The 21,520-nt window shown below is 44.6% G+C and carries 11 protein-coding genes; 7 read left to right on the top strand and 4 right to left on the bottom strand.

Annotated elements, in window-relative coordinates; genetic code table 11:
* A partial coding sequence (locus tag JGK20_RS09135) for a DUF4114 domain-containing protein (protein WP_293230146.1) occupies positions 1 to 2,264 on the bottom strand: 2,264 nt, incomplete at its 3' end.
* 349 nt (positions 2,265 to 2,613) lie between these two features.
* Between JGK20_RS09135 and JGK20_RS09140 the strand changes: the two genes are divergently transcribed.
* The 6 genes from JGK20_RS09140 to JGK20_RS09165 all read left to right on the top strand — a co-directional run bounded on the left by JGK20_RS09140 (position 2,614) and on the right by JGK20_RS09165 (position 17,693).
* Positions 2,614 to 3,240 carry a hypothetical protein gene (locus JGK20_RS09140; RefSeq protein WP_293186742.1) on the top strand — a complete coding sequence of 209 codons (627 nt, stop codon included), beginning with the start codon at positions 2,614 to 2,616 and terminating at the stop codon, positions 3,238 to 3,240.
* A 26-nt stretch (positions 3,241 to 3,266) separates the two neighbouring features.
* Complete coding sequence (locus JGK20_RS09145; protein ID WP_293230149.1) at positions 3,267 to 4,181, top strand: DUF1822 family protein; 915 nt, start codon at positions 3,267 to 3,269, stop codon at positions 4,179 to 4,181.
* Positions 4,182 to 4,277: 96 nt separating this feature from the next.
* Entirely contained in the window at positions 4,278 to 7,202 is a 2,925-nt protein-coding gene (locus JGK20_RS09150; protein WP_293230152.1) for a pentapeptide repeat-containing protein, read from the top strand.
* Between the two features lie 207 nt (positions 7,203 to 7,409).
* Complete coding sequence (locus JGK20_RS09155) at positions 7,410 to 7,967, top strand: type II secretion system protein (protein ID WP_293191514.1); 558 nt, start codon at positions 7,410 to 7,412, stop codon at positions 7,965 to 7,967.
* 282 nt (positions 7,968 to 8,249) lie between these two features.
* Positions 8,250 to 9,128 carry an inositol monophosphatase family protein gene (locus JGK20_RS09160; protein ID WP_293191512.1) on the top strand — a complete coding sequence of 293 codons (879 nt, stop codon included), beginning with the start codon at positions 8,250 to 8,252 and terminating at the stop codon, positions 9,126 to 9,128.
* Between the two features lie 390 nt (positions 9,129 to 9,518).
* Positions 9,519 to 17,693 (top strand): DUF4347 domain-containing protein, encoded by an 8,175-nt coding sequence (locus JGK20_RS09165; RefSeq protein ID WP_293230155.1) that lies wholly within the window; start codon positions 9,519 to 9,521, stop codon positions 17,691 to 17,693.
* A gap of 283 nt (positions 17,694 to 17,976) precedes the next feature.
* Here JGK20_RS09165 and dprA read toward each other — a convergent pair whose 3' ends face one another.
* The 3 genes from dprA to JGK20_RS09180 all read right to left on the bottom strand — a co-directional run bounded on the left by dprA (position 17,977) and on the right by JGK20_RS09180 (position 20,736).
* Positions 17,977 to 19,128: a DNA-processing protein DprA gene (gene dprA / locus JGK20_RS09170; protein ID WP_293186850.1), complete on the bottom strand. Its 1,152-nt coding sequence runs from the start codon at positions 19,126 to 19,128 to the stop codon at positions 17,977 to 17,979.
* Positions 19,129 to 19,276: 148 nt separating this feature from the next.
* On the bottom strand, positions 19,277 to 19,930 hold the full coding sequence (locus JGK20_RS09175) for a YdcF family protein (protein ID WP_293230158.1): 654 nt from the start codon (positions 19,928 to 19,930) through the stop codon (positions 19,277 to 19,279).
* A 158-nt stretch (positions 19,931 to 20,088) separates the two neighbouring features.
* A complete protein-coding gene (locus JGK20_RS09180) occupies positions 20,089 to 20,736 on the bottom strand; it encodes a DUF2301 domain-containing membrane protein (RefSeq protein WP_293186852.1) in 648 nt (215 codons plus the stop codon).
* 84 nt (positions 20,737 to 20,820) lie between these two features.
* On the opposite strand from JGK20_RS09180, the gene JGK20_RS09185 reads away from it, so the two are divergent.
* Positions 20,821 to 21,483 (top strand): hypothetical protein, encoded by a 663-nt coding sequence (locus JGK20_RS09185; protein WP_293186853.1) that lies wholly within the window; start codon positions 20,821 to 20,823, stop codon positions 21,481 to 21,483.
* The last annotated feature ends 37 nt before the right edge of the window (positions 21,484 to 21,520 follow it).

The raw sequence follows: 21,520 nt of genomic DNA on the forward strand, positions 1-21,520 counted from the left end.
TCAGACACGACAGCCTTGTCTGAAACCGGCAAATCCTTGGTAGAAGTATCGATCGAATCTTCAGCCTTCACCTCAGACACGACAGCCTTGTCTGAAACCGGCAAATCCTTGGTAGAAGTATCGATCGAATCTTCAGTCTTCACCTCAGACACGACAGCCTTGTCTGAAACCGGCAGATCCTTGGTAGAAGTATCGATCGAATCTTCAGCCTTCACCTCAGACACGACAGCCTTGTCTGAAACCGGCAGATCCTTGGTAGAAGTATCGATCGAATCTTCAGTCTTCACCTCAGACACGACAGCCTTGTCTGAAACCGGCAAATCCTTGGTAGGAGTAGCGATCGAATTGGCGATCGCAGGTTCGTCATCTTCAGTCTTCACTGCTGGCGTTACAGTTGTATCTGAAGTAACAACCTCCGTTTTCGAGAGAGACTCAGTATTAGTTGGAGAAATTACTTTCTCTTTTGAAACACTTGCGTTATCTGAAATCGGAACATCTAAAACCGAACCAGAATCAGTATTTTTGGCAGGTTTTTCATCCTCTTTAGCAGGCTCTACCTTCGGTTCAACATAGGGTTTAGCATAAGCAATCAAAGCCTTACCAATATCAGCTTTACGCCAATCTTTCTCAGCATTAATCACAGAATCCAAATTCACCGCAGTACCCGTCGCACCCCGCACCTGAAATATCACATCATTGTAATCGCGATCGCTCCCTAAATCAACCCGCATATCCTCCATTGCAAAAGTCTTGCCACTACCAGTCACATCAGCAATTTGCCCGACATGAAATCCCTCAGCAGGATTCGCCGTCACCATTGAAAATAAAGGACGTTTATCCCCTCCAACAACAGGATTATTCAGAACCTCTTGCACAGTTCCATTTGGCACCAACATAACGCCAAACTCATCCCCCGAAGTCATTGCAAAACTCTTGACTCCCAAATAAGTTCCTTCGTTATAATTCCCTTCAGGTAAATTACCCGTAAATTTTGCACCTTCGCTCAAATCATTAATGACTACATGACCTTTTACAGAATTGCTTAATGCCCTTGAAGCCACTTCCTTGATAAATTCTGCTGAACCAGGTACAAACTTCTCCATCCCTTTTAGACTGACGATAGCTAATTGACCCTTATACAGTCCGCCGTCAAACAAGAAATCGATACCAACTTGGCCGCTAGAGTCAACAACAAATTTCCCAGATGTAAACGAATTATCGGCGACAATCTCAGATTTAGGAGTAGTTTTGCTGAGTTCTTTAGGTGTTTCAACTGCAACAGCTTGACTGTTATCCGCAACTTTTTTGTCCTTGTCTCCGCTAGTAGTTGTCGAGTTTTGTTTGTTGCTATCTTTGCCAGCTTCATCGATAGTAGCGACTGATTTATCCGCCGTCACTTTATCAGTAGTCGCTGCTTGAATTATGGCTGGTGATTTTGAAGTCTCAACAGTTTGAGTAGTAGTTGTGGAGTTTTTTTTGTTGCTATCTTTGCCAACTTCATCGATAATAGCGACTGGTTTCTCCGCCGTCAATTTATCAGTAGTAGTCGCTGCTTGAATTGTGGCTGGTGATTTTGAAGTCTCAACAGTTTGAGTAGTAGTTGTCGAGTTTTGTTTGTTGCTATCTTTGCCCGCTTCATCGACACTAGCGACTGGTTTCTCCGCCGTCACTTTATCAGTAGTTGCTGCTTGAATTATGGATTCTTTTGCTTGTGAAATCAGGTTACTGTCAGTGGCCAGTGTTTCCGATTTATTTTCTTTTTCTGCTAACGCATCGATTTTTTTATCAGGGGATATTTCCTTGGCACTCTGATTGTTAGTCAAAGAGTCAGTTGTTGTCAGACTGTCAGCTTTGATGGCAATTAACGGTGCATCTTTGCTGCTTCCAGTCAGGGTATCCTTGGCATCTATGGCTGACTGGGAACCGGATAGGGCGTCGCCGCGACTCGTATTGCCACTAACTGACCTGCTTAAGCTGCTATTGAGAGGATTTGGAACAATTAATGAATCATCGGATTTGTTGCTGATTGACTCGGAAGCAGCATCTTTTGATTTCAGTAAATTAGTCGTAACTAATGGTTTATCGGGTTCGATCGCTATTTTATTGTTGCTGTCAAGCATCAAGGAACCTTCGCCGATATTTTGCTTGTTGCTGTTGCTTAAAGGGTTGAGGATAGAATTGTTGGCAGCACTTCCCGGCAAAGTGTCGGCGATTAGAACATCTTTCAGCAGAACATTAGTTTGACCTTGATTGATAGTTGTCATTGAGATTATACTCCTAATCTTGGATTAAATGAAAATTGATATAATGAAATCAAACGATCGCCCAAACGTTGAATTGGCTTCTCTACTCTAATTACGGAAGCAGCCCCAAGTTTTTACGCAAATCTCAAAACTTCTTTTTCACACGAAAGTGCGATCGCCCCCTCAACCCTAATTACGAAACCACCTCAAACTTTTTACGCAAATCTCAAAACTTTTTTTCCCAAACCCTCAAATGTAAAGTTTTGTAACAATCTCCCCACAAATGCGTAAAAAATTGCGACTCTACCGAAAAACAACATAGAAATGCCCCAAGACTGCACAAAAATCCCAGAGGAGTGAGGAGATTGAGATGGAGGACGAAATTGATTTACAACTCAAACAGCTAGCCGTCGAAGCTCAACAGCACCCAGCCCTTAGCCTTGAGCGACAGAAAGCATTAACCAAACTGAGAAACGCAATTTGGCTATCGGGCAAGCTTGCTTATCCCCAAAAAAGGTCATGGTCTCCTAATATTTACGAAGACCTTTATAACGAAGCACTTCTAAAAACAATTGAGTATATTTGTCTAAAAATTGACAAATACGATCCAGAAAGACCACTGATGGCCCCGGTCAATCACATATTGAAGTTGAGATTCAAAGATGCTGTTAAGCGATATATGAAAGAAAAAAATAGAACACGCGAACTACCTTCCTTAAACGACCTAGATAATTACCAGTCACCACAATCACCATTGTCCGAAGAGGCTACAATGCTGCGTGAATTGATCGAAGAAGATCCAGATGGCCATTTTAGAAGAGTGTCACTTAGATGTCGCCCGGATATTTCTTGGCAAGTTATAGCTTTAGCTAAATTGGATGGTGAAACATTGGATAGTATGTCTCAAAGGTTTGGAGTTTCTATTTCAGGTATTGACAGTTTTTTTAATCGAAACCTGCGGAGATTTGGTGATGACTTTCGTAATAAATTACAGTAACAATTAAGCGACAACCACAGAAACTAATGATGAGTAAAATGATCGAACCAATAACTTTCACCGTACCGCTATCCTTTGAAGCCCATGACATCGCTCAACAGTGCGCTCAAAAATCCCTGCCGACAAAATTCAAACAAGTTTATCTCAATACCCTAGCAGTGTATGCAGTAGATTCTTACCTACGCTGCATGGGATTTGAAACTAACTTGGCTCATAGCGAAAGTCGCGATTCACTCATGCTCAAATTTGTAGATGTCGCCGATTTAGATATCGTCGGCGTTGGCAAAATTGAATGTCGTCCCGTATTGCCCGATTCCCAAACTTGTAACATTCCCTCCGATGCTTGGGAAAATCGCATCGGTTACGTTGCTGTACAATTAAATCAATCTTTGAAAGAAGCAACGCTACTAGGATTTACTAAAACTTCTGCAATGAGAGAAGTACCGCTCACTCAACTGCAATCCCTAGAATATTTTCTTGCCTACATGAATCGAATTCAACAACTGAATCCAGTTAATTTAATGAACTGGTTTGAGAATGTTTTTGATACGGGATGGCAAGTAATTGATGAGCTATTAAATCCCGAACAACTGGAGTGGCATTTTAGAAGTACGAACGCATTACCTATCGAGAGGGGTTATAAAATTGATTTGGGAATGCAGCTAGCACAACAGTCTGTAACACTTGCAGTCATGCTGGCACCAGAACCAGGTTCCGAAGTGGATATCCAAGTGCAAGTGTATCCGATGGGAAATCAAACTTGTTTGCCAGAAGGGTTAAAATTGATAGTGATGGATGAGTCAGAAGAGGTAGTTCTTGAGGCAACATCCAGAGATGATGACAACTTTATTCAGTTGGAATTTAGTTCTGAATTAAGAGAATTATTTGGCGTTACTGTGGCACTCGGAGGAGCTAGCGTGACGAAACATTTTCATTGGTAATCTGCCACGCATTTGTCATTCCCAGCTAGCACCTGGGAACGAAAGCAACAACTCAAGTATTGACTGCTAACCTATTGAAAATTTCACTTGGATTTTATGTCATCATTAACCTTTCAAAACTTGCGCGGTCAAAATCTCCAAGGTCGTTCTTTCAAAGGTCAAGATCTGACTAATACTGATTTCTCTTATGCAGATATCCGAGGTGCAGATTTTAGCGGGGCAACTCTCGATGGTGCTAACTTCAGTCACGCTCGCTGCGGCTTAACAGTGCGATCGCAAATCAAAATATTCATAATTGTAGCACTGATATCAGCAATGTCAGGAACGGCTGCTGTAACTGCTATCAGTCAGACATTCAGATCTCTATTTGCCAAAAATATTGGGTACTCCAGTTTGATTGTAACAGCAATCATCTTATTACTGAATACTGTTCTTTTGGCTCTCACGATTCGCCAAGGAATACAAAAAGCTTTGGGGTCTTTAGCTATGGCGGCTGCAATCTTTGTACCTTGCATTGCTGTTTTAAGTGCGATCTCGAACGATAAACACCCGATACTGGCTTGGCTGAGAGGTTTTAGACCTGGGAGCTTAACTGGGGCGTTGGCTGGTGAACCGAATACCAACGATATTCCGTTTTTAATTGTAAGTTTGATCGGGGCTGTGGCTGCGACTACGATCGCAGTTGTAACTTTGCCTTTAGCTGTGGCTTTGGCTGAGGTTGTATTGGGCAGAATAGTGGCAGTTTTAGCTGTATTTGAAGCTCTGGCAATAAGTGCGATCGCCACCGGAATTATTATCAATAATTCAACCCGGTATTTAAAAGCATCTGTGTTAATTAATACTAGATTAGCTGACAACACGAACAATAAATGTTATGATTTTTTAGACCAATGTGTCGCAAATTCTTCCAATCCACCTATAGTTATTGCGATTATCATTATAGCGGTAATTTTAGCTGTAGCTTTGGTCTCATTGGGAACTTATATTGGCAACAGAGTTTTAGCTGAAGATGATAAATATGCCGTAATTCACCAATTAGCTAATGCGATTGCAGCGGCAGGCAGTACCAGCTTTCGGGGTGCTAATTTAGCCAATATTAATTTTAGTTACGCTCTTCTCAAAAACACTGATTTTAGATCTGCTAATATTTATCGTGCAATGTGGCACAAAAGCTCAAGAATTGAGTGGGCAAGAGTCGGCGAGACAATATTAATTGATCCCGCAGTTAGAGATTTGCTAGTGACCGGCAACGGCTATAATAAATCATATCAAGGCATGGATTTGAGAGGAGCAAACTTGATAGGTGTAGACCTCGGCTACGCCAAACTTCAAACAGCAGACCTCAGTCAAGCGACTTTAGAAGCTGCTAATTTAGAGTATGCAATTTTTAGTCAAGTTCAGGCGATCGGCACTGATTTCAGTAATGCGAGAATGACTGGTGCTTGCGGTTTAGGAACCTGGAATATTGACAGCACTACGAAACTAGAATGGGTAGATTGTCGGTGGGTTTACTTGCTAGAAGAACCGAAACCTGGCACTGACGATCGCGAACGCCGTCCCCACAGTGAAAAATCTCAATTTGAGATCGGAGAATTTACCAGTTTTTTTCAAGAGGTAGTCAATACAGTTGACTTAATTTTCCGTAACGGTGTTGATTGGAAAGCCTTCTACCAATCTTTCCAAAAAGTTCAGGACGATCTCAAAGGTACAGAACTAAAAATTCAGAGTATTGAAAATAAAGGCAATGGCGTTGTTGTCATCAAGGTTAGCGTACCTCCTGATACAGACAAAGAGAAGATTGAGACTGATTTCAATGGTTTCTACCAAAAAATGCTAGAATTAGCAAGAGTAAAAAATCCAATAATTCAAGAGTTCCCAGAACAGCAAAGATACTTGCTATCAGTAGTAGAGAAGATAGTAAAACCACTTTCAGAACAGGTAGTTGTCTTAAACTTAGATCGTGGTGACTTGAACCAAGGCTTTGCCGTCAGCGCTGATATTTACTGTGACGGACACCGTTTGCCAATCCAAATAGAAGGCAATTTGCCACCACAAGCCAAAATTTTAAAACGCTATCAACAGTGGGAAGAAATGTATAACATTAAAAACCAGAACAGCCGGATCAAAGGCAAAGAAGGTCAAGTCACTAACTTTTCTATAAAGAAGCTAACAACGTTAGCTGAGGATGTGGAAGCGGAAGTAAATAATTGGCTGAATTCAGCACCGTTTAACCCGATCGAGCAAAAATTGCACGACAATTTAAACTTTGATGATGAGGTGCGGGTGATTGTGCAAACTGAAGATGCCTTTCTGCGAAAACTTCCCTGGCATCGGTGGAAGTTTTTTGAAGTTGATTGCCAACAAGCAGAAGTCGCTTTAAGTCGCACAGTATCTAATAGGGTAAAGAAATTAGTCCTACCAAGAAGTAAAGTGAGAATCTTAGCAATTTTGGGTGACGATACAGGAATTAATATCGATGAAGACAAACAGGTGTTAGAGAATTTGTCAGACACAGAAATCATGTTTTTGCTCAAACCAACTCGCGAGGAATGTGAGGAATGTCTCAGAGATAAAATAGGCTGGGACATTCTCTGTTTTTCCGGTCACAGTTACAGCGAAGTAGATGGCAGCACTGGGGCAATTTATATTAATAAAACAGATAAGTTAACTGTCGAAGAACTCAGGATTTCCTTGAAAATAGCCATTGAACGTGGTTTGGAGATAGCAATTTTTAATTCTTGCGATGGCTTGGGATTGGGGAAACAGTTAGCTGACTTAGATATCCCTCAAATTATCGTGATGCGGGAACCTGTGCTAGATGCGATCGCCCAGGAGTTTTTGAGGCATTTTCTGAAAGCTTTTGCTGGTGGCGATTCTTTGTATGTTTCTGTGCGATCGGCGCGAGAAAAGTTGAAACAAAAATGGGATAAGCAATTTCCCGGTGCTAGTTGGTTGCCTGCTATTTGCCAGAATCAATCTGAGTATCCCAAGAAATGGGGAGATTTTCAAGGGAATTGTTAGCGGTATATTGAGTAAATTTAGTTTTTGTTTGAGGTGTTAATTATGTCGGCATTTGTCTGCAATTTTGTGCAACATATCCACACATCGCTTTTAAAACTCCGTTTTACAGGCGAGGGCAAGTCACTTCTACAAAGGCAAAGAATATACTTAAATACCGGATTGTATATCAGTTACCAGAAGTGCGATTCCCTGCGGTACAAGCTATGCATGGGTGCAGGATGTACCAACGCTTCCCAGGGCTTCACTTTAATTGAGTTGCTGGTTGTCATTTTTATTATTGGGATTTTATCTGCGATCGCCCTCCCTACCTTCTTCAGGTTAATCGGTAAAGCTAAAGAAAGTGAAGCCACACAATATATTAGCTATTTGAACAAACACCAAACGGCGCAATATTACGAAGCAACGGGATTTACCAACTCTTTCGGATCGCTTTCATTTTCCCAAGATCCAACAGCAACTTCTGCTGCTGCTATTTTGAAAGGTTTTGGCTTTTCTGTGCGAGAAAGCAAGAATTATTTGTATGGTATCAAAGTTGCGACTCACAATGGCTATCCAATTGCAGCTCAAGTAGCTGTGTCTAAAAATTTAGGTGTGCGATCTTATTTTGGAATTATCTACGCCCACGATAATAATATCTTAGTTCCGTGCGGCCCGGTTGCTGTTGATTTGAGTTTGGCTTCTCCGGTGCTTAAACAAGTACAGATGGTGACACAATTTCTAGCCACTCCTGAGATTTATTGTCCTTATCCTAGTTTCATAAAATAGTGCTACATTTAGTAAATGTAGTTTTTGTTAGCTAGTACCCAAATATAACTGGAGTTGAGACTAAGTCGTAGGTTGCGTCAGTCGGGGTTTTTTCGATTATCATCAAGTAGATGCAATAGATCTCTTGCAAAAATACAAAGCACCCCACCCCAACCCTCCCCTTGGTAAGGGGAGGGGGTAAGATTATTCTTGTTTCCCCCTCCGGGAGGGGGGACTTGCGGGGGGTAAATTTGACGAGAGCAAGAGTTCTAATCTGAGGCACCCTACTTTAATCAATCAAACATGAAAAATCTCGAACAATTAAGCGAAATTGCCCAGGCCGCCGCTTGGGGTGCCGCAGATATTTTACAATCCTATTATCGCCCTGATGCTAATACTCCCAACCTGGACATTCAAGAACAAAAAGACGGCCCAGTTACCGCCGCTGATGTCGCTGTCAATTCTTACATTCTCGATGAATTGCAGTCGGTTTTAGGGAATGCAGAATTTGGCTACCTGAGCGAAGAAACTTACAAATCTTATTTAGAAAGTTGTGGCAAAGTTCCTTTACCTCAATCTTGGGTTTGGATTATTGACCCTTTGGATGGAACGCGCGATTTTATTGACAAGACTGGTGAATTTGCGGTTCATATTGCTTTAGCTTTCGAGGGAAAACCGATGTTAGCGGTTGTGGCTTGGCCGTCCAAGCAAAAGATTTATTATGCCATCCGCGATGCTGGTGCTTTTGGGGAAAGTCGCGGGGGTTGTGCGGTGAAATTGCAGGTTTCTGCGCGAAATATAGTGGCAGATTTATCTATAGTAACCAGTCGCAGTCACAGGGACGATCGGCTAAATCGACTATTACACAAATTTCCCTGCCAAAATCAACTGGCTGTGGGTAGCATCGGCTGCAAGATTGCGACGATTGTTGAACAAAAAGCTGATGTTTATATTGCTCTTTCGGGGAAGTCGGCGCCGAAGGATTGGGATTTGGCGGCGCCGGAATTGATTTTGACGGAGGCGGGCGGGCGATTTACTCGTTTTGATGGTTCTGCTTTGCAATATAACCGGGGAGATGTCAGTCAGTGGGGGGGGTTGTTGGCGAGTAACGGTTGCTGTCACGATGCTTTGTGCGGGGATGCTGAGGCGATTTTGGCGGAGATTGATTCGGGTTTGCGGTAATCAGGTTGGTTTGTAGTGAGGAATGCGAGTCCTCGGAATGGGTGCGGACTGAAGTCCTCACTACGAACCTGTTTTTTCATTGCACATAACTTTACTTACCTAACTTAGGTATTAATTACCACGTTTAAATCCTCAGTACAATGGCACTTACATTTGAAAAATATTTGTGGTAAGCGCAACTCGCATTCATCGCAGTAATTGTACTTAAGTATTTTCTCGCTCTTTATCGGTACTTTAAATTAACCTGTTATTGTTACTACAACAGATGAGAAATAACCGAATTTTTACTCAGAACTGCTGTGTCTGTGTAAATCAAAATTGATAGACAGTTTCGGACGCAAGTTACGAAATAGGGGAATTGTTGTCTTTTTTACCCCAAATAGGTGTATTATGTCAAATTTAAATGTTCCAGTTTCTGTAAGAGCGATCGCCTTTATCGACACAAGAGTACAAGATTATCAAAGTTTGGTGGCTGGGGTAACACCGGGTACGGAAGTTGTGGTGTTAGATGGGAACGAGGATGCGATCGCACAAATTACTCAAATCTTAGCCCTTCGTACCAATATTGACAGCATTCACATCGTTTCTCACGGTGCTCCGGGTAGCCTGCAAGTGGGCGATGGTAGCTTGAATGCAGATAATTTGGAAGCTTATTCGGAACAATTGCAGCAGTGGCGGAGTGCTTTTACAGACAGTGCGGATATTCTGATTTACGGTTGCAATGTGGCATCTGGGCCTCGCGTTTGTCCGAAAGTCCGCCGGGGATTTAAATCCCCGTCTCATAGCGAAAGTCGGTTGAAACCGACTGGGAATAATTCATTTATTCAGTCATCTTTAGATGACTTGCGCTATGAGACGGGGAATTCATTCCCCGGCGGTACCGGGGAACAAGCGAGAGATTTAGATGTAGATTTAGAAATAGATGGTTTCGCATTCATCCAGCGCATCGCCCAACTCACAAATACCAATGTTGCAGCTTCCAAAAACCTCACGGGAAGCGCGGCAAAAGGCGGCGACTGGGAACTCGAAGCAACAACCGGAGAAATTAACACACCGCTGGTATTTCGGGAAGATGCGATCGCAAATTACAGTCATATCCTATCCAGTTTTGGTAATGCGACTAATTTTCCAATGACATCAGATCCGTTTGTTCCTTCAGTAGATTATAACGGTGACGGTATCTTCGACTTAGTAGTAGGTGGCGGAGTTTTCTTAGCCAATGGAAATGGCAGTTTTAAACAGCCCATCAGCTTTAGCGGAGGCCCGTCAAGACTTGGCAACTTTAATGCCGACACAATATTAGACTTAGCAACAGCAAATCCAGTCTTTTCTGGCACTGTCTCAATTAGGCAGGGAAACGGCACTGGTGGCTTTGGTGCGCCCATAAACTCAAATGTAGGGAACACTCCCCTATCTATTGCTATTGGTAACTTTAATGCCGACACCTTCCCCGATTTGGCTGTGGTAAATGGTAACCCTCAAGGTGGTGGAAGCGTCTCAATTTTGTTAGGGAATGGCACTGGTGGCTTTGCCCCTGCCACCAGCTTCGGTGTCGGAGGAATTCCCGCTTCAGTTGCTGTGGGAAACTTTAACGCCGATAACTTTCTTGACTTAGCAGTCGGGAACAGTCTTTCTAATAATGTCTCAATTCTCTTAGGAAATGGCACTGGCGGTTTTAGTAGCGCCACTAACTTTAGTACGGGGCAATTTCCCAATTCCATTATTGTGGCCGACTTTAACGTAGATGGCAACCTCGATATAGCAACAGCCAACAACGGTTCTAACAACGTCTCAATTCTCTTAGGGAATGGCACTGGAGGTTTTAGTACCACCACTAATTTCACAGCCGGAACAAAGTCCAATTCCGTCACAGCGGCAGATTTAAACGGCGACGGCAAACTCGATTTAGCCGTATCGAACTCTGGCGCTACCAACCTATCAATTTTACTGGGAAATGGCACTGGAGGATTTAGTTCGCCGATCGACTTTGCATTGATAGGGCAAAACCCTGGGAGGGTAACAGTAAACGATTTTAACAACGATTCCCTACCCGACTTGGCAGTAATGGTAACAAACGGAGGTTCTAACAATGTTTCAATCCTGCTAAATACACCAAACACAGTTAATTTCGGTGCGGCAACTTACAGCGGTACAGAAGGAACAACAGACACAGTAGTTAATATTCCCGTCACCATCAGTGGCGGCACTCCCTTGGGCGATGTAACTGTACCAATTGCGATCGACCCCAGCAGCACAGCAACCCAAAATTCAGACTACACTATCGCCCCGACATCGATTACATTCCCCGCAGGTGCAACAGGTGCGGCACTCACCAAGAATATTGCACTTACGATCAAACCCGACAACATCGCAGAAAACGCCGAAACCGCAATTCTCAACTTTGGCACAATCACCGGTGGCGTTGGGGGTACAACCAAACAAACAACACTAACTATTGCTGCTAACGGTACTGTTTCCTATGCGGTTGCTGCGGGGATTGCGAGCATTCCTGAAGGCGATAACGGCACAAAACCTCTAACTTTTACTGTGACTCGCAGCGGTAGCACTGGCGGGGCAAGTAGCGTCAATTATGCGATCGCCGGAACTGCTACCAACGTCAGCGATTACAACAATATCGGTGGCACTTCTGCGGCAACGGGTATCGCAGGCACGATTAATTTTACAGCCGGTGAAACATCGAAAACTATTACTCTCGATGTGTTAGGCGACACCATCGTTGAACCCGACGAAACAATTATCGTCACCCTATCAAGTCCCGCAGGCCCGGGCGTAACACCAACAATTACCACTGCTACCGCCACCACAACGATCGCCAATGATGACAAAGTTGGCGTTACTGTTAATCCAATTACCGGATTAACTACGACTGAACTCGGCGGTAAAGCTACTTTCACAGTCAAACTCAATTCTCAACCGAGTGCTAACGTTACTTTCGCCCTAAGCAGTTCCAATGTTGCTGAAGGAACTGTTTCGACTAATAGCTTAACGTTCACTCCCGCTAACTACAATCAACCGCAAACAGTAACGGTGACTGGTGTTGACGATTTGGTAGATGTAGCTGATGGAGATGTAGTTTATAAAATTGTCACGGCTGCTGCTGTGAGCACCGATCCTAATTACAATAACCTCAAACCCGATGATGTCACCGTCACCAATAGTGACAATGAAACTCCGGGAATTACGGTGAATCCTACGGCGGGATTAACTACTAATGAAACTGGCTTAGCAGCTAACTTTAATGTGGCGTTGAATACTAAACCAACTGCTAATGTGACTATCGGCTTGAGTAGTTCCAATATTGCGGAAGGAACTGTTTCGACTCCTAGTTTGACTTTCACTGCGGCTAACTGGAATACACCGCAACCGGTGACAGTAACTGGGGTTGATGACAATATTGCTGATGGCGATGTTGAATACAAAGTTGTGACGGCGGCTGCTGTTAGTACAGATGCGAATTATAACAACAAAGATGTTGCCGATGTCAGTCTGATCAACAAAGATAACAATACAGTAGGTGTAACTATTTCACCCACGAATACAACTGCTACTGAAGGCGGTGCTACAGGGACGTACAGCGTTAAGTTAAAATCCCAGCCGATCGCCCCTGTCACTCTCACTCTCACCACAGGTAGTCAGATTGAGCCGATCGCGCCTATCACTTTCACATCCGTTAATTGGAATGTATCTCAACCAGTTACGGTGAAAGCTGTTGATGATGCGATCGTGGAAGGGGCGCACAGCGGGAATATCACTCACAGTGTGACTAGCGGTGATGTTAAGTATAACGGGATTGTGGTTGGTGGGGTGGTTGTGGCGATTACGGATAAGGATGTAGCGCCGACGCCAACACCAACACCAACACCAGAGCCAACTCCGACACCGACGACATCAGTCACTCCGACACCGACGCCAACAACATCAGTCACTCCGACTCCGACACCGACGACATCAGTCACTCCGACGCCGACGACATCAGTCACTCCGACGCCAACGCCGCCGACATCAGTCACTCCGACTCCGACACCGACATTAGTCACGCCAACACCGACATTAGTCACGCCAACGCCAACACCGACATCAGTCACGCCAACACCAACACCACCGACACCAACACCAACACGGATAGTTGGAAGTCCTGGCATTATTATTAGTCCGGGCGAGGGATTAGTAACTACAGAATCAGGTGGCACAGACCAATTCACCATCAGACTCAACAGCGAACCTAAAGCCGATGTGAGAATTGGTGTGCGTAGCAGCAATGAGGCAGAGGGAGTAATTTCGACGGAATCGATTACCTTCAATTCTGCTAATTGGAATCAGTGGCAAACTATTACGATAACGGGTGTGGACGATAAGCGTCCAGAATTCGATCGCGATAAGAATTATCAGATTGTGACTGCACCTGCTGTGAGTACGGATAGTGACTACAACGGCCTCGACGCACCGGATGCCAAGGTTGTTAACAGGGATAATGACATACCGAGATCTAACGATCTACCTCTATCTGACGTATCTGCTGGCATCACTGTCTCTCCTACCAGTGGATTAATCACCACTAACGCAGGTGGTAAAGCCAAATTTACCATTGCACTGAATAGCCCGCCGACTGCTCCTGTGATAATAGGTTTGAACACTTCTGTTCAAAGTTCACAAAATAATCTCTCCACTTCAGGAGTTACCTTTACACCTAACAACTGGAATATACCCCAAGAAGTAACGGTAACAGGCTTTTCCGTTTCTCCCAACCTCAATGCTCACCAAACTTACACGATTCTCACTGCCCCTGCGATCGGCACTGACAGCAAATACTCAGGTATTGATGCTGCTGATGTTAGCATCACCAATCTGTTCATCAATCCCTTGTCTCCAAAATTCCCAGAAATTATAGTAGAACCGATACAGGGGCTAACCACCACAGAAGCAGGTGGCACTGCTAATTTTAGTGTTGTGCTTAAGTTCCAACCCAGTGCAGATGTTCGCATCCCTGTCAGGAGTGACAACACCGCAGAAGGAAATCCTTCTGTCTCACAGCTAATTTTCACTCCTGATAATTGGAATACGGCTCAGAATGTCACAGTCACGGGTGTTAACGACAATGTAGCTGATGGCGATCGCGCTTACAAGATTATTCTTGACCCAGCTATCAGCAACAATGCTTCTGGGCCTGTCAGCTTTTTTTCACCTCCCAGTTACTCAGGCATCGATCCTCAAGATGTCAGCGTCACTAACCTCGAACGAAAGTACACTTTCAGCAAAATCAATACGGAAATCTCCAATTATTTCGATGGCCGAGTCATTAGCGGTTGGGGAGACTACGACAACGACGGGAAACTGGATTTTATCGCGTCGGGTACTCTTGAGTTGCTCACACCCTACCAAACGGCTCAGGCTGTTGACACCGCTGGTACTCGGCTGTACCGCAACACTGGCAGTACCTTTACCGCTCAAACTAGCACCCCAAGGTTGCAGCCAGCTTCTACCGCAGCTTGGGGAGACTCCGATAATGATGGCAAGCTCAATTTTGCCTTGCAAGTCAATCCAATTAGCAGAACTCAACAACCAAGCTTTCTCGACATCTACGGCGCAAGTGCATTCAACGAGCAGCAGAGAAGTTCCCCAGGTAGCTCTCAATCATGGGCAGACTACAACAACGACGGCAAACTCGATCTCCTGAATGCCACCCAAACAAGTATCGCAAACCCACAGACAGGTGGCATCGCTCAGACAAACGCCAGCGTGCTGTATCGCAATACTGGGAATAATATTAATGGTGCTTTAAAGCCAGATATTAATGCCCAAATCCCCGGTGTTCTCAACGGTTCCTCTGCGTGGGCAGACTATGACAAGGATAGCAAGCTGGATCTGCTGCTGACGGGGAACAGCGTTTCCGGCAAAATAACCAAGGTGTTTCGCAATACGGGCAGCGGGTTTAGCGAAGCTTTGGCTTTGCCTGGTGTTTCTAATGGTTCGGCAGCTTGGGGAGACTATGACAATGATGGCGATTTGGATATCTTGCTTGCTGGCGATAGCGTTTCAGGCAAAATAGCCAAAGTTTACCGGAACACAGGCAACAGCTTTAGCGAAGACATAACTGTCGCCTTACCCGGTGGTAGTTCGGCAGCTTGGGGAGACTACGACAATGACGGTAAATTGGATATCTTGCTCGATGGCAAAGTGTACCGCAACACTGGCAACGGCTTTAGCGAAGACACAAATGCCGGACTCAGTGACAGCGGTGCCGCAGCTTGGGGAGACTATAACAATGACGGCAAACTTGACATTTTGATTGGCAACCAAGTCTACCGCAGCAATACAGCTAATGCGAACACTCCTCCCACTGCACCCACAGGGCTGACGGCTGTACCGAATGGCAACAAAGTCACTTTCAACTGGAATAAAGCGACTGATGCTCAAACTCCTACCGATGGTTTAAGCTACAACCTGCGAGTTGGGACTACTCCCGGTGGCAAGGATATTCTCGCCCCCACATCTCTCGACGATGGAACTCGACAAATTGTTGGATTAGGCAATACCAGCCAAAACACCAGTTGGCAACTCAATAACTTGTCTCCGAGGATATATTACTGGAGTGTACAATCCATTGATAATGCTTGGGCCGGTTCACCTTTCGCCACAGAAGGCAGTTTTACCGTCGGCAATACAGCCACCAACCAACCGCCAAGGGTTAACAATCCCATCATCAATCAGGGGCGCGGGATTTTCCGCAGCGACTACCGTTTGACTCTTGCTCCCAATACTTTTATTGACGACGATCTAGGTGACAGCCTCACTTATTCCTACTCAATAATTCCAGAGCCAAAACCCGGCTTCGGCCCCTTCGTACCGAACTCTCTCGATTGGCTTAGCATCAACCCGAATACTGGCAATTTCATTCCGCCGGATTGGCTTAAATTTGATCCAAATACACTCACCTTTAGCGTGAATTTGAATGCTGGGAATGTCCCCTCATTATTCTATTTGCCAATTCAGGTGAGAGCAACGGACAATGCTGGTGCGACGGCCACCGACTTCTTCCACATATACCGTTCTGGCTTGTCTGGTATCGCAATTGACGGTTATATCGCGGGAGCTACTATCTTTTTAGATGCCAACAAAAATGGCATCAAGGATACCAATGAACCATCCACAATCACCAACAGCAAAGGTGAATTTAATCTCGACGTTCCCTTCGACATCTTCGACAAAAACAAAAACGGAGAAATCGACCCATCAGAAGGCAATCTAGTTGCAATTGGAGGCATAGACACCGCCACCGGATTACCCCTAGAAACCCCAGTTACCGCACCTCCCGATTCCAGTGTCGTCACCCTATTAACCAGCTTAGTCGCCGACTTAATCGACAAAGGAATTGAATCAGAATCAGCCCAATCTTTAGTCAAAGTAGCCCTGGGACTACCCGATGAATTGGATCTGACGAGGTTAGACCCTATTGCTGCCACAAATCAGGGTTTACCGGGCGGAGTCCAAGTCTTAGCAGCAATGGTGAAAGTCCAAAACTTCATCACTCAAACTGCCGCTTTGATTGACGGTGCATCCAGTGCAGCTACTAAGGATCTTGTCAAAGCTGTTGTGGGTTCAATGGGCGATAAAATTCAAGGCGGTGCTATCTTAAACCTCAGCAATCCAGCCGCCTTAGAACCAATCATTCAGCAATCCGCTGCTAAAATCCAGCAGATTGACCCCAGTTTCAACATTCAAAAAGTCGCCCAAATTACCTCGCAAGCTGCGACAGTAATGGCAACAGCAAATCAGCGCATTGATACCGCCGTCACCAACCCAACAGCAACATCAATTCCCCAAGCCGTTGCCCGCGTCCAACAAGTATCCTTGGGCGCAACTACTCAAGACTTCAAAGCAGTTGGTGCCGGAAGCAAGCCAATTTCCCAGTTAGTTACTGACAATACTGGTGCTGCTTTAGATAGCAAAATTCAAGCAGTAACATTGCCTGCTGGGATTGCAACTCCTATAGTCACCGGTGACGCAGATTTGGGCAGCAATTCTGGTCAAATCAACGGCACAAATGGCGATGACATCCTCACTGGCACTACCGGAAATGATGCAATCAACGGCCGACGAGGCAACGATTCCCTAGACGGAGGCCTTGGAGATGACACTCTTTACGGCGGCAAAGGTAGCGATACTTTGCTCGGCGCTAGCGGTAATGATGTCTTGTTTGGCGGCCGCGGTGCTGATATCTTAAACGGCGATGATGGTAATGATATCTTGTTTGGTGGCAAGGGAGATGATTTACTCAATGGCGGCTTAGGAAATGATACTTTGACTGGAGGAAAGGGAGTCGATAAATTCCTAATCTCCACCAATTCTGGGACTGATACTATTACCGATTTTGAATTTGGTAAAGACTTCTTAGTATTGGGTAACGGGCTGAATTCTTCACAATTGGCGATTAGTCAAGATAGCGGTGTAACATTAATTCGGTTTGCCCAAACTGGAGAGATTTTAGCTTCTATCAGCGGAGTTTCTGCTGGGAGTATTACCGCAGGGAGTTTCGGATTGATTTAACAAAAATCGGCGGTTAAAACCGCCTATATACAAACAAAACCCCCGGAGGCGGGTTGAAAAAGACCGGGCGAATGGAATTCGCGTCTATACAGACAAAACCTGCCTCCGCAGGTTGAAGAATAGGCGGTTAAAATTGCGTTTTTTCTTCAGTCCGCGGAGGCGGACATTGTTTGTATAGTCGCGGTTTCAACCGCCGGATTTTGTCTGTGCAGACGCGGTTTCAACCGCCGGATTTTGTCTGTGCAGATGCGGTTTCAACCGCCGATTTTTCTAACATATCAAATCAACAGCGCTGATATCGCATACCCGGCAATTGCGAAACTAATCCCAACAATTCCAACTGCAAAAGAATACCAGAAACCGTCCCCGCTTCCAATCCCGCAGCCTCCACAATTGTATCAAGAGAATTCGGCCCCGAACCCAGAGCTTTTAACACTACAGCCAACTCCCCATCCAATAGCGGCTCTGGCTTTTCAGGGGTTGGATTTGCCGGAAACAAGGACAACTGCTGCGCGCTATCCAATTTTGGCATAGCTCCGAGCATTTCTAGCAATCGGTCTTCGCTTAAAAGTCGATCGCTATTGGGGAGAATCGGATGAGCACCTTTACTCAGCAACTCCAAACATCCAAACGATCGCTCATCATCCAACCTTCCCGTCAAAACATACACATCCCGACAAAACTCATTCGCTTGATAAGCAGTAATTAACGCCCCCGACTTCTGCGGAGCTTCTATCACAATAGTAGCGCGGCTCAAGCCAGCAATTATCCGATTTCGGCGCGGAAAATTAGTTTTATTCGGTTGAGTGCCCGCCGGATATTCACTAATTGCCAATCCCTGCTGTAACAGGCGATCGCACAACCGCTCATTTGGCTTAGGATAAACGATATCAACCCCAGTACCAAAAACAGCCAAAGTCCGACCTCCCGTCTCCAAACAGCTTGTATGAGCCTCCGTATCAATACCTGCGGCAAATCCCGAAACAACAGTAAAACCATTTTTAGCCAAAGCCACACTAATTTTACGAGTCCAGCGGCGGCCGTATTCCGAAGGACTGCGAGTGCCAACAATTGCCACCGTCGGCGTAATTCCTTGATTCTCTTTGATATCGACTAAACCGCGATAATACAGCACCGGCGGCGGGCTGGGAATTTCCAATAATAAGCTGGGATAATCCCGATCTGCGGGTGTCCAGAAACAGGGATTGTTAATAAGATGTTTCTCAATAAATTCTTCAGGATTGAGTTTAGATCGTTCTTGTACAGTGGTATCAATTACCTGCTTGCCAAACCCTTCTACTCGCATTAAATCTACTGGTTTCGCCATCCAAGCTTCTGCCAAAGTATTAAAATGTTGGTGCAATCTTTGCAACAAAATCGGCCCTATACCATTAATCTGTGACCATGCTAACCAGTAAGCGCGTTCTTCTAGCAACGACTTGCCCTCAATTTATCTGAAAATAATTTTATCATTTTTGGTATAAACAGCACTATCCATTGCTGTCAACTTAAAAAAGGTACGTTGTTGGGCTTTAGCCCTCTTTAGATTTATAGACAAAGAGGGCTGAAGCCCAACAACGTACCTAAGCTTTCCAATTGACAAAACGGGCATAAATATAAGCAATGATTTCCCCAGTCACAGTCCGAAAACCTGCGCTAGATTTCCACCATTCTTGTGAGTTATAATCTTCCGATTCCGCAGCTATAATCCCGACTTTAATTTCAGGATTCAACACTTCTTTGAAAACCATCCAACTGCGGCGGGCATGAGTGCCAATAGAATAAAGATTGATTGAGTCCACTTTTAGGGCAGAAGTAGCTAGCCAATCTCGAAGTGCGATCGCAGAAGCAGCAGTGCGGTGTTTCACAACACTCGGTGCGGGTACAGCTACCACTTTGTTCTTATCAAATCCTAGCGCAATACAAGTCGCGGCGGTCAGTTCAGCATAATTTTTATATTGGGCGAGATAGTGGCCCTTACTTACCGGAAGCCCGGTTGTCACCAATTTCCGGTATCCGCCTTTGTTGAATTCTGCGATCGCACTTTCGACTGCATAATCCGGCAACCAGCCTTCCACAACCAGTATATCTGCTTTAATCGGCGCATTTACCGCCAAAAATGGATGAATATTTGTGATAATTAAGACCATTGTAATGATTAAACCTGCGATCGCAATTACCCAACCTTCCCAGGTAATTGCCCACATTTCTCGGCGGCGGATCAGACGAATTCTCATTTTATAGCAGAAGGAAGAAGGAAGAAGGAAGAAGGAAGAAGCAACAATACCAATGGTTTCAGGAAGAGGGAAATAGTGAGACAGTGAGAAAGTTATAAAATTGCCTTATGCCCTATTCCCTATGCCCTATTCCCTATGCCCTATTCCCCATTCCCAAATTATTTGTGTTTGAGATACTCAAAAACGCTCTTATCGCCGATATCCTGGGGGATAGGTTGAAAAAACTTGCGGACAGCAAAAATGATGAACAATATCGCCCAAAGTCCCAGCAGCAACTGTTCATTTTCCGGTGTCAAGAAGCCAAAAATATGTCCTAAAAGTAATAGCGGAACTCCCGGAGTCAAAAACTTAGTTTCTAGGCGGTTAAAGCAGAAAGCTTCTTTAAAAAAGATGCCATTCAAGGCAGCAAAAGTAAAGCCAATTCCCCACAAAGTCGCTGGATGTTCGTACACCGCCAAAGCCAAAGGTTCGCTACTTTGTAAAGCGACAAACAGTGCTGCCGCGCCGCCGATCGCCCAAAACATCTGTAACGTGCGATGCAGCGCAATCATGTAAATGTGAATAGTTGCCAAACTAACGCCTAAAGCTATCCAGAAACACGCAAAAACAGGCGTTACAGCTTGAATTGCCATTGGGTTGTCGCCCTGTTGCAACACCAGAGTAGCACCCACCGCCAAACACAGCGCCGCCACCCCCAATCCGGCGCGGTAGATCAACACTCCAGTGCGATCGCTTTCGGTAATCGTAAACTCGCCGAATTGCCCTTGATAGACTGCCGATTCATCAGGCGATTTCAGTAATTGCATCACAGCTTCCTCCTATTTGTCAGACACGAATGTACTTCTACCAAGATATACTTTATTGATAAACCGATACAGCGAGACCGAGCGATGCCCAAATTTAACAAACCTAAAGTTAACCAGCCTAAAGTTAACAAGTCTCAAGTTGACGATCGCCCAAATCAAAGCAAATCCCTTCCTTCAGAATCCGAACTTCCTTTAGTTCAGCTTGATGAAACCATTGTAGCAGGTAGAAGACCGAAACCGCTAAACGACTTGCAGCGCTTGCTTGCTGAATTACCAGAATTAGGAGGCACCTTCAAGCCAGAAATCTTCGCCGATCTCGATGAAAACAACCCATTTAATGGCGGTCAATTTGAAAGTAAGATTAGAAGAATCCTGGGAAACAAAAAAATCAATGCCGATCTTAAAAATACAATCAAATATTTAGACTACCTCAAGCAAAATTTTCAAGTTCCGTGCCATGTTACTGGCATAGAAGAGTTTGAATGGGAAGAAGAGTATCTTATGGGTTTTGGCACTAAAAAAGAATATGCAAGGCTCAAAAAAACTCAACCTTCTTATACTGATAAATTCACAATTCATCGGTTGGAAGATTTTTCTATTCAGGAAGACGGCATATTTGTGGAAGTTCAGCGCGTCGGCGATCGCAAAAAGTTTATGTTGCGTTTAGCAGAGTTAGAATCAGTTGATGATATCCCCCCAAACAATCATTTATTACATGATTATGCCGTGTGGTGGATTAATTATTAAGGAAGAGGGAGATTGGGAGATTGGAAGAGGGGGAAAA

Origin of the sequence: Microcoleus sp. PH2017_05_CCC_O_A (assembly GCF_020738785.1) — a bacterium.
GTDB lineage: Bacteria > Cyanobacteriota > Cyanobacteriia > Cyanobacteriales > Microcoleaceae > Microcoleus.

Bases quoted from the DNA above. Each gene is read 5' to 3' on its own strand.
- JGK20_RS09140 (WP_293186742.1), top strand. From the start codon at position 2,614: ATGGAGGACGAAATTGATTTACAACTCAAACAGCTAGCCGTCGAAGCT.
- JGK20_RS09145 (WP_293230149.1), top strand. From the start codon at position 3,267: ATGATGAGTAAAATGATCGAACCAATAACTTTCACCGTACCGCTATCC.
- JGK20_RS09150 (WP_293230152.1), top strand. From the start codon at position 4,278: ATGTCATCATTAACCTTTCAAAACTTGCGCGGTCAAAATCTCCAAGGT.
- JGK20_RS09155 (WP_293191514.1), top strand. From the start codon at position 7,410: ATGGGTGCAGGATGTACCAACGCTTCCCAGGGCTTCACTTTAATTGAG.
- JGK20_RS09160 (WP_293191512.1), top strand. From the start codon at position 8,250: ATGAAAAATCTCGAACAATTAAGCGAAATTGCCCAGGCCGCCGCTTGG.
- JGK20_RS09165 (WP_293230155.1), top strand. From the start codon at position 9,519: ATGTCAAATTTAAATGTTCCAGTTTCTGTAAGAGCGATCGCCTTTATC.
- JGK20_RS09175 (WP_293230158.1), bottom strand. From the start codon at position 19,930: ATGAGAATTCGTCTGATCCGCCGCCGAGAAATGTGGGCAATTACCTGG.
- JGK20_RS09180 (WP_293186852.1), bottom strand. From the start codon at position 20,736: ATGCAATTACTGAAATCGCCTGATGAATCGGCAGTCTATCAAGGGCAA.
- JGK20_RS09185 (WP_293186853.1), top strand. From the start codon at position 20,821: ATGCCCAAATTTAACAAACCTAAAGTTAACCAGCCTAAAGTTAACAAG.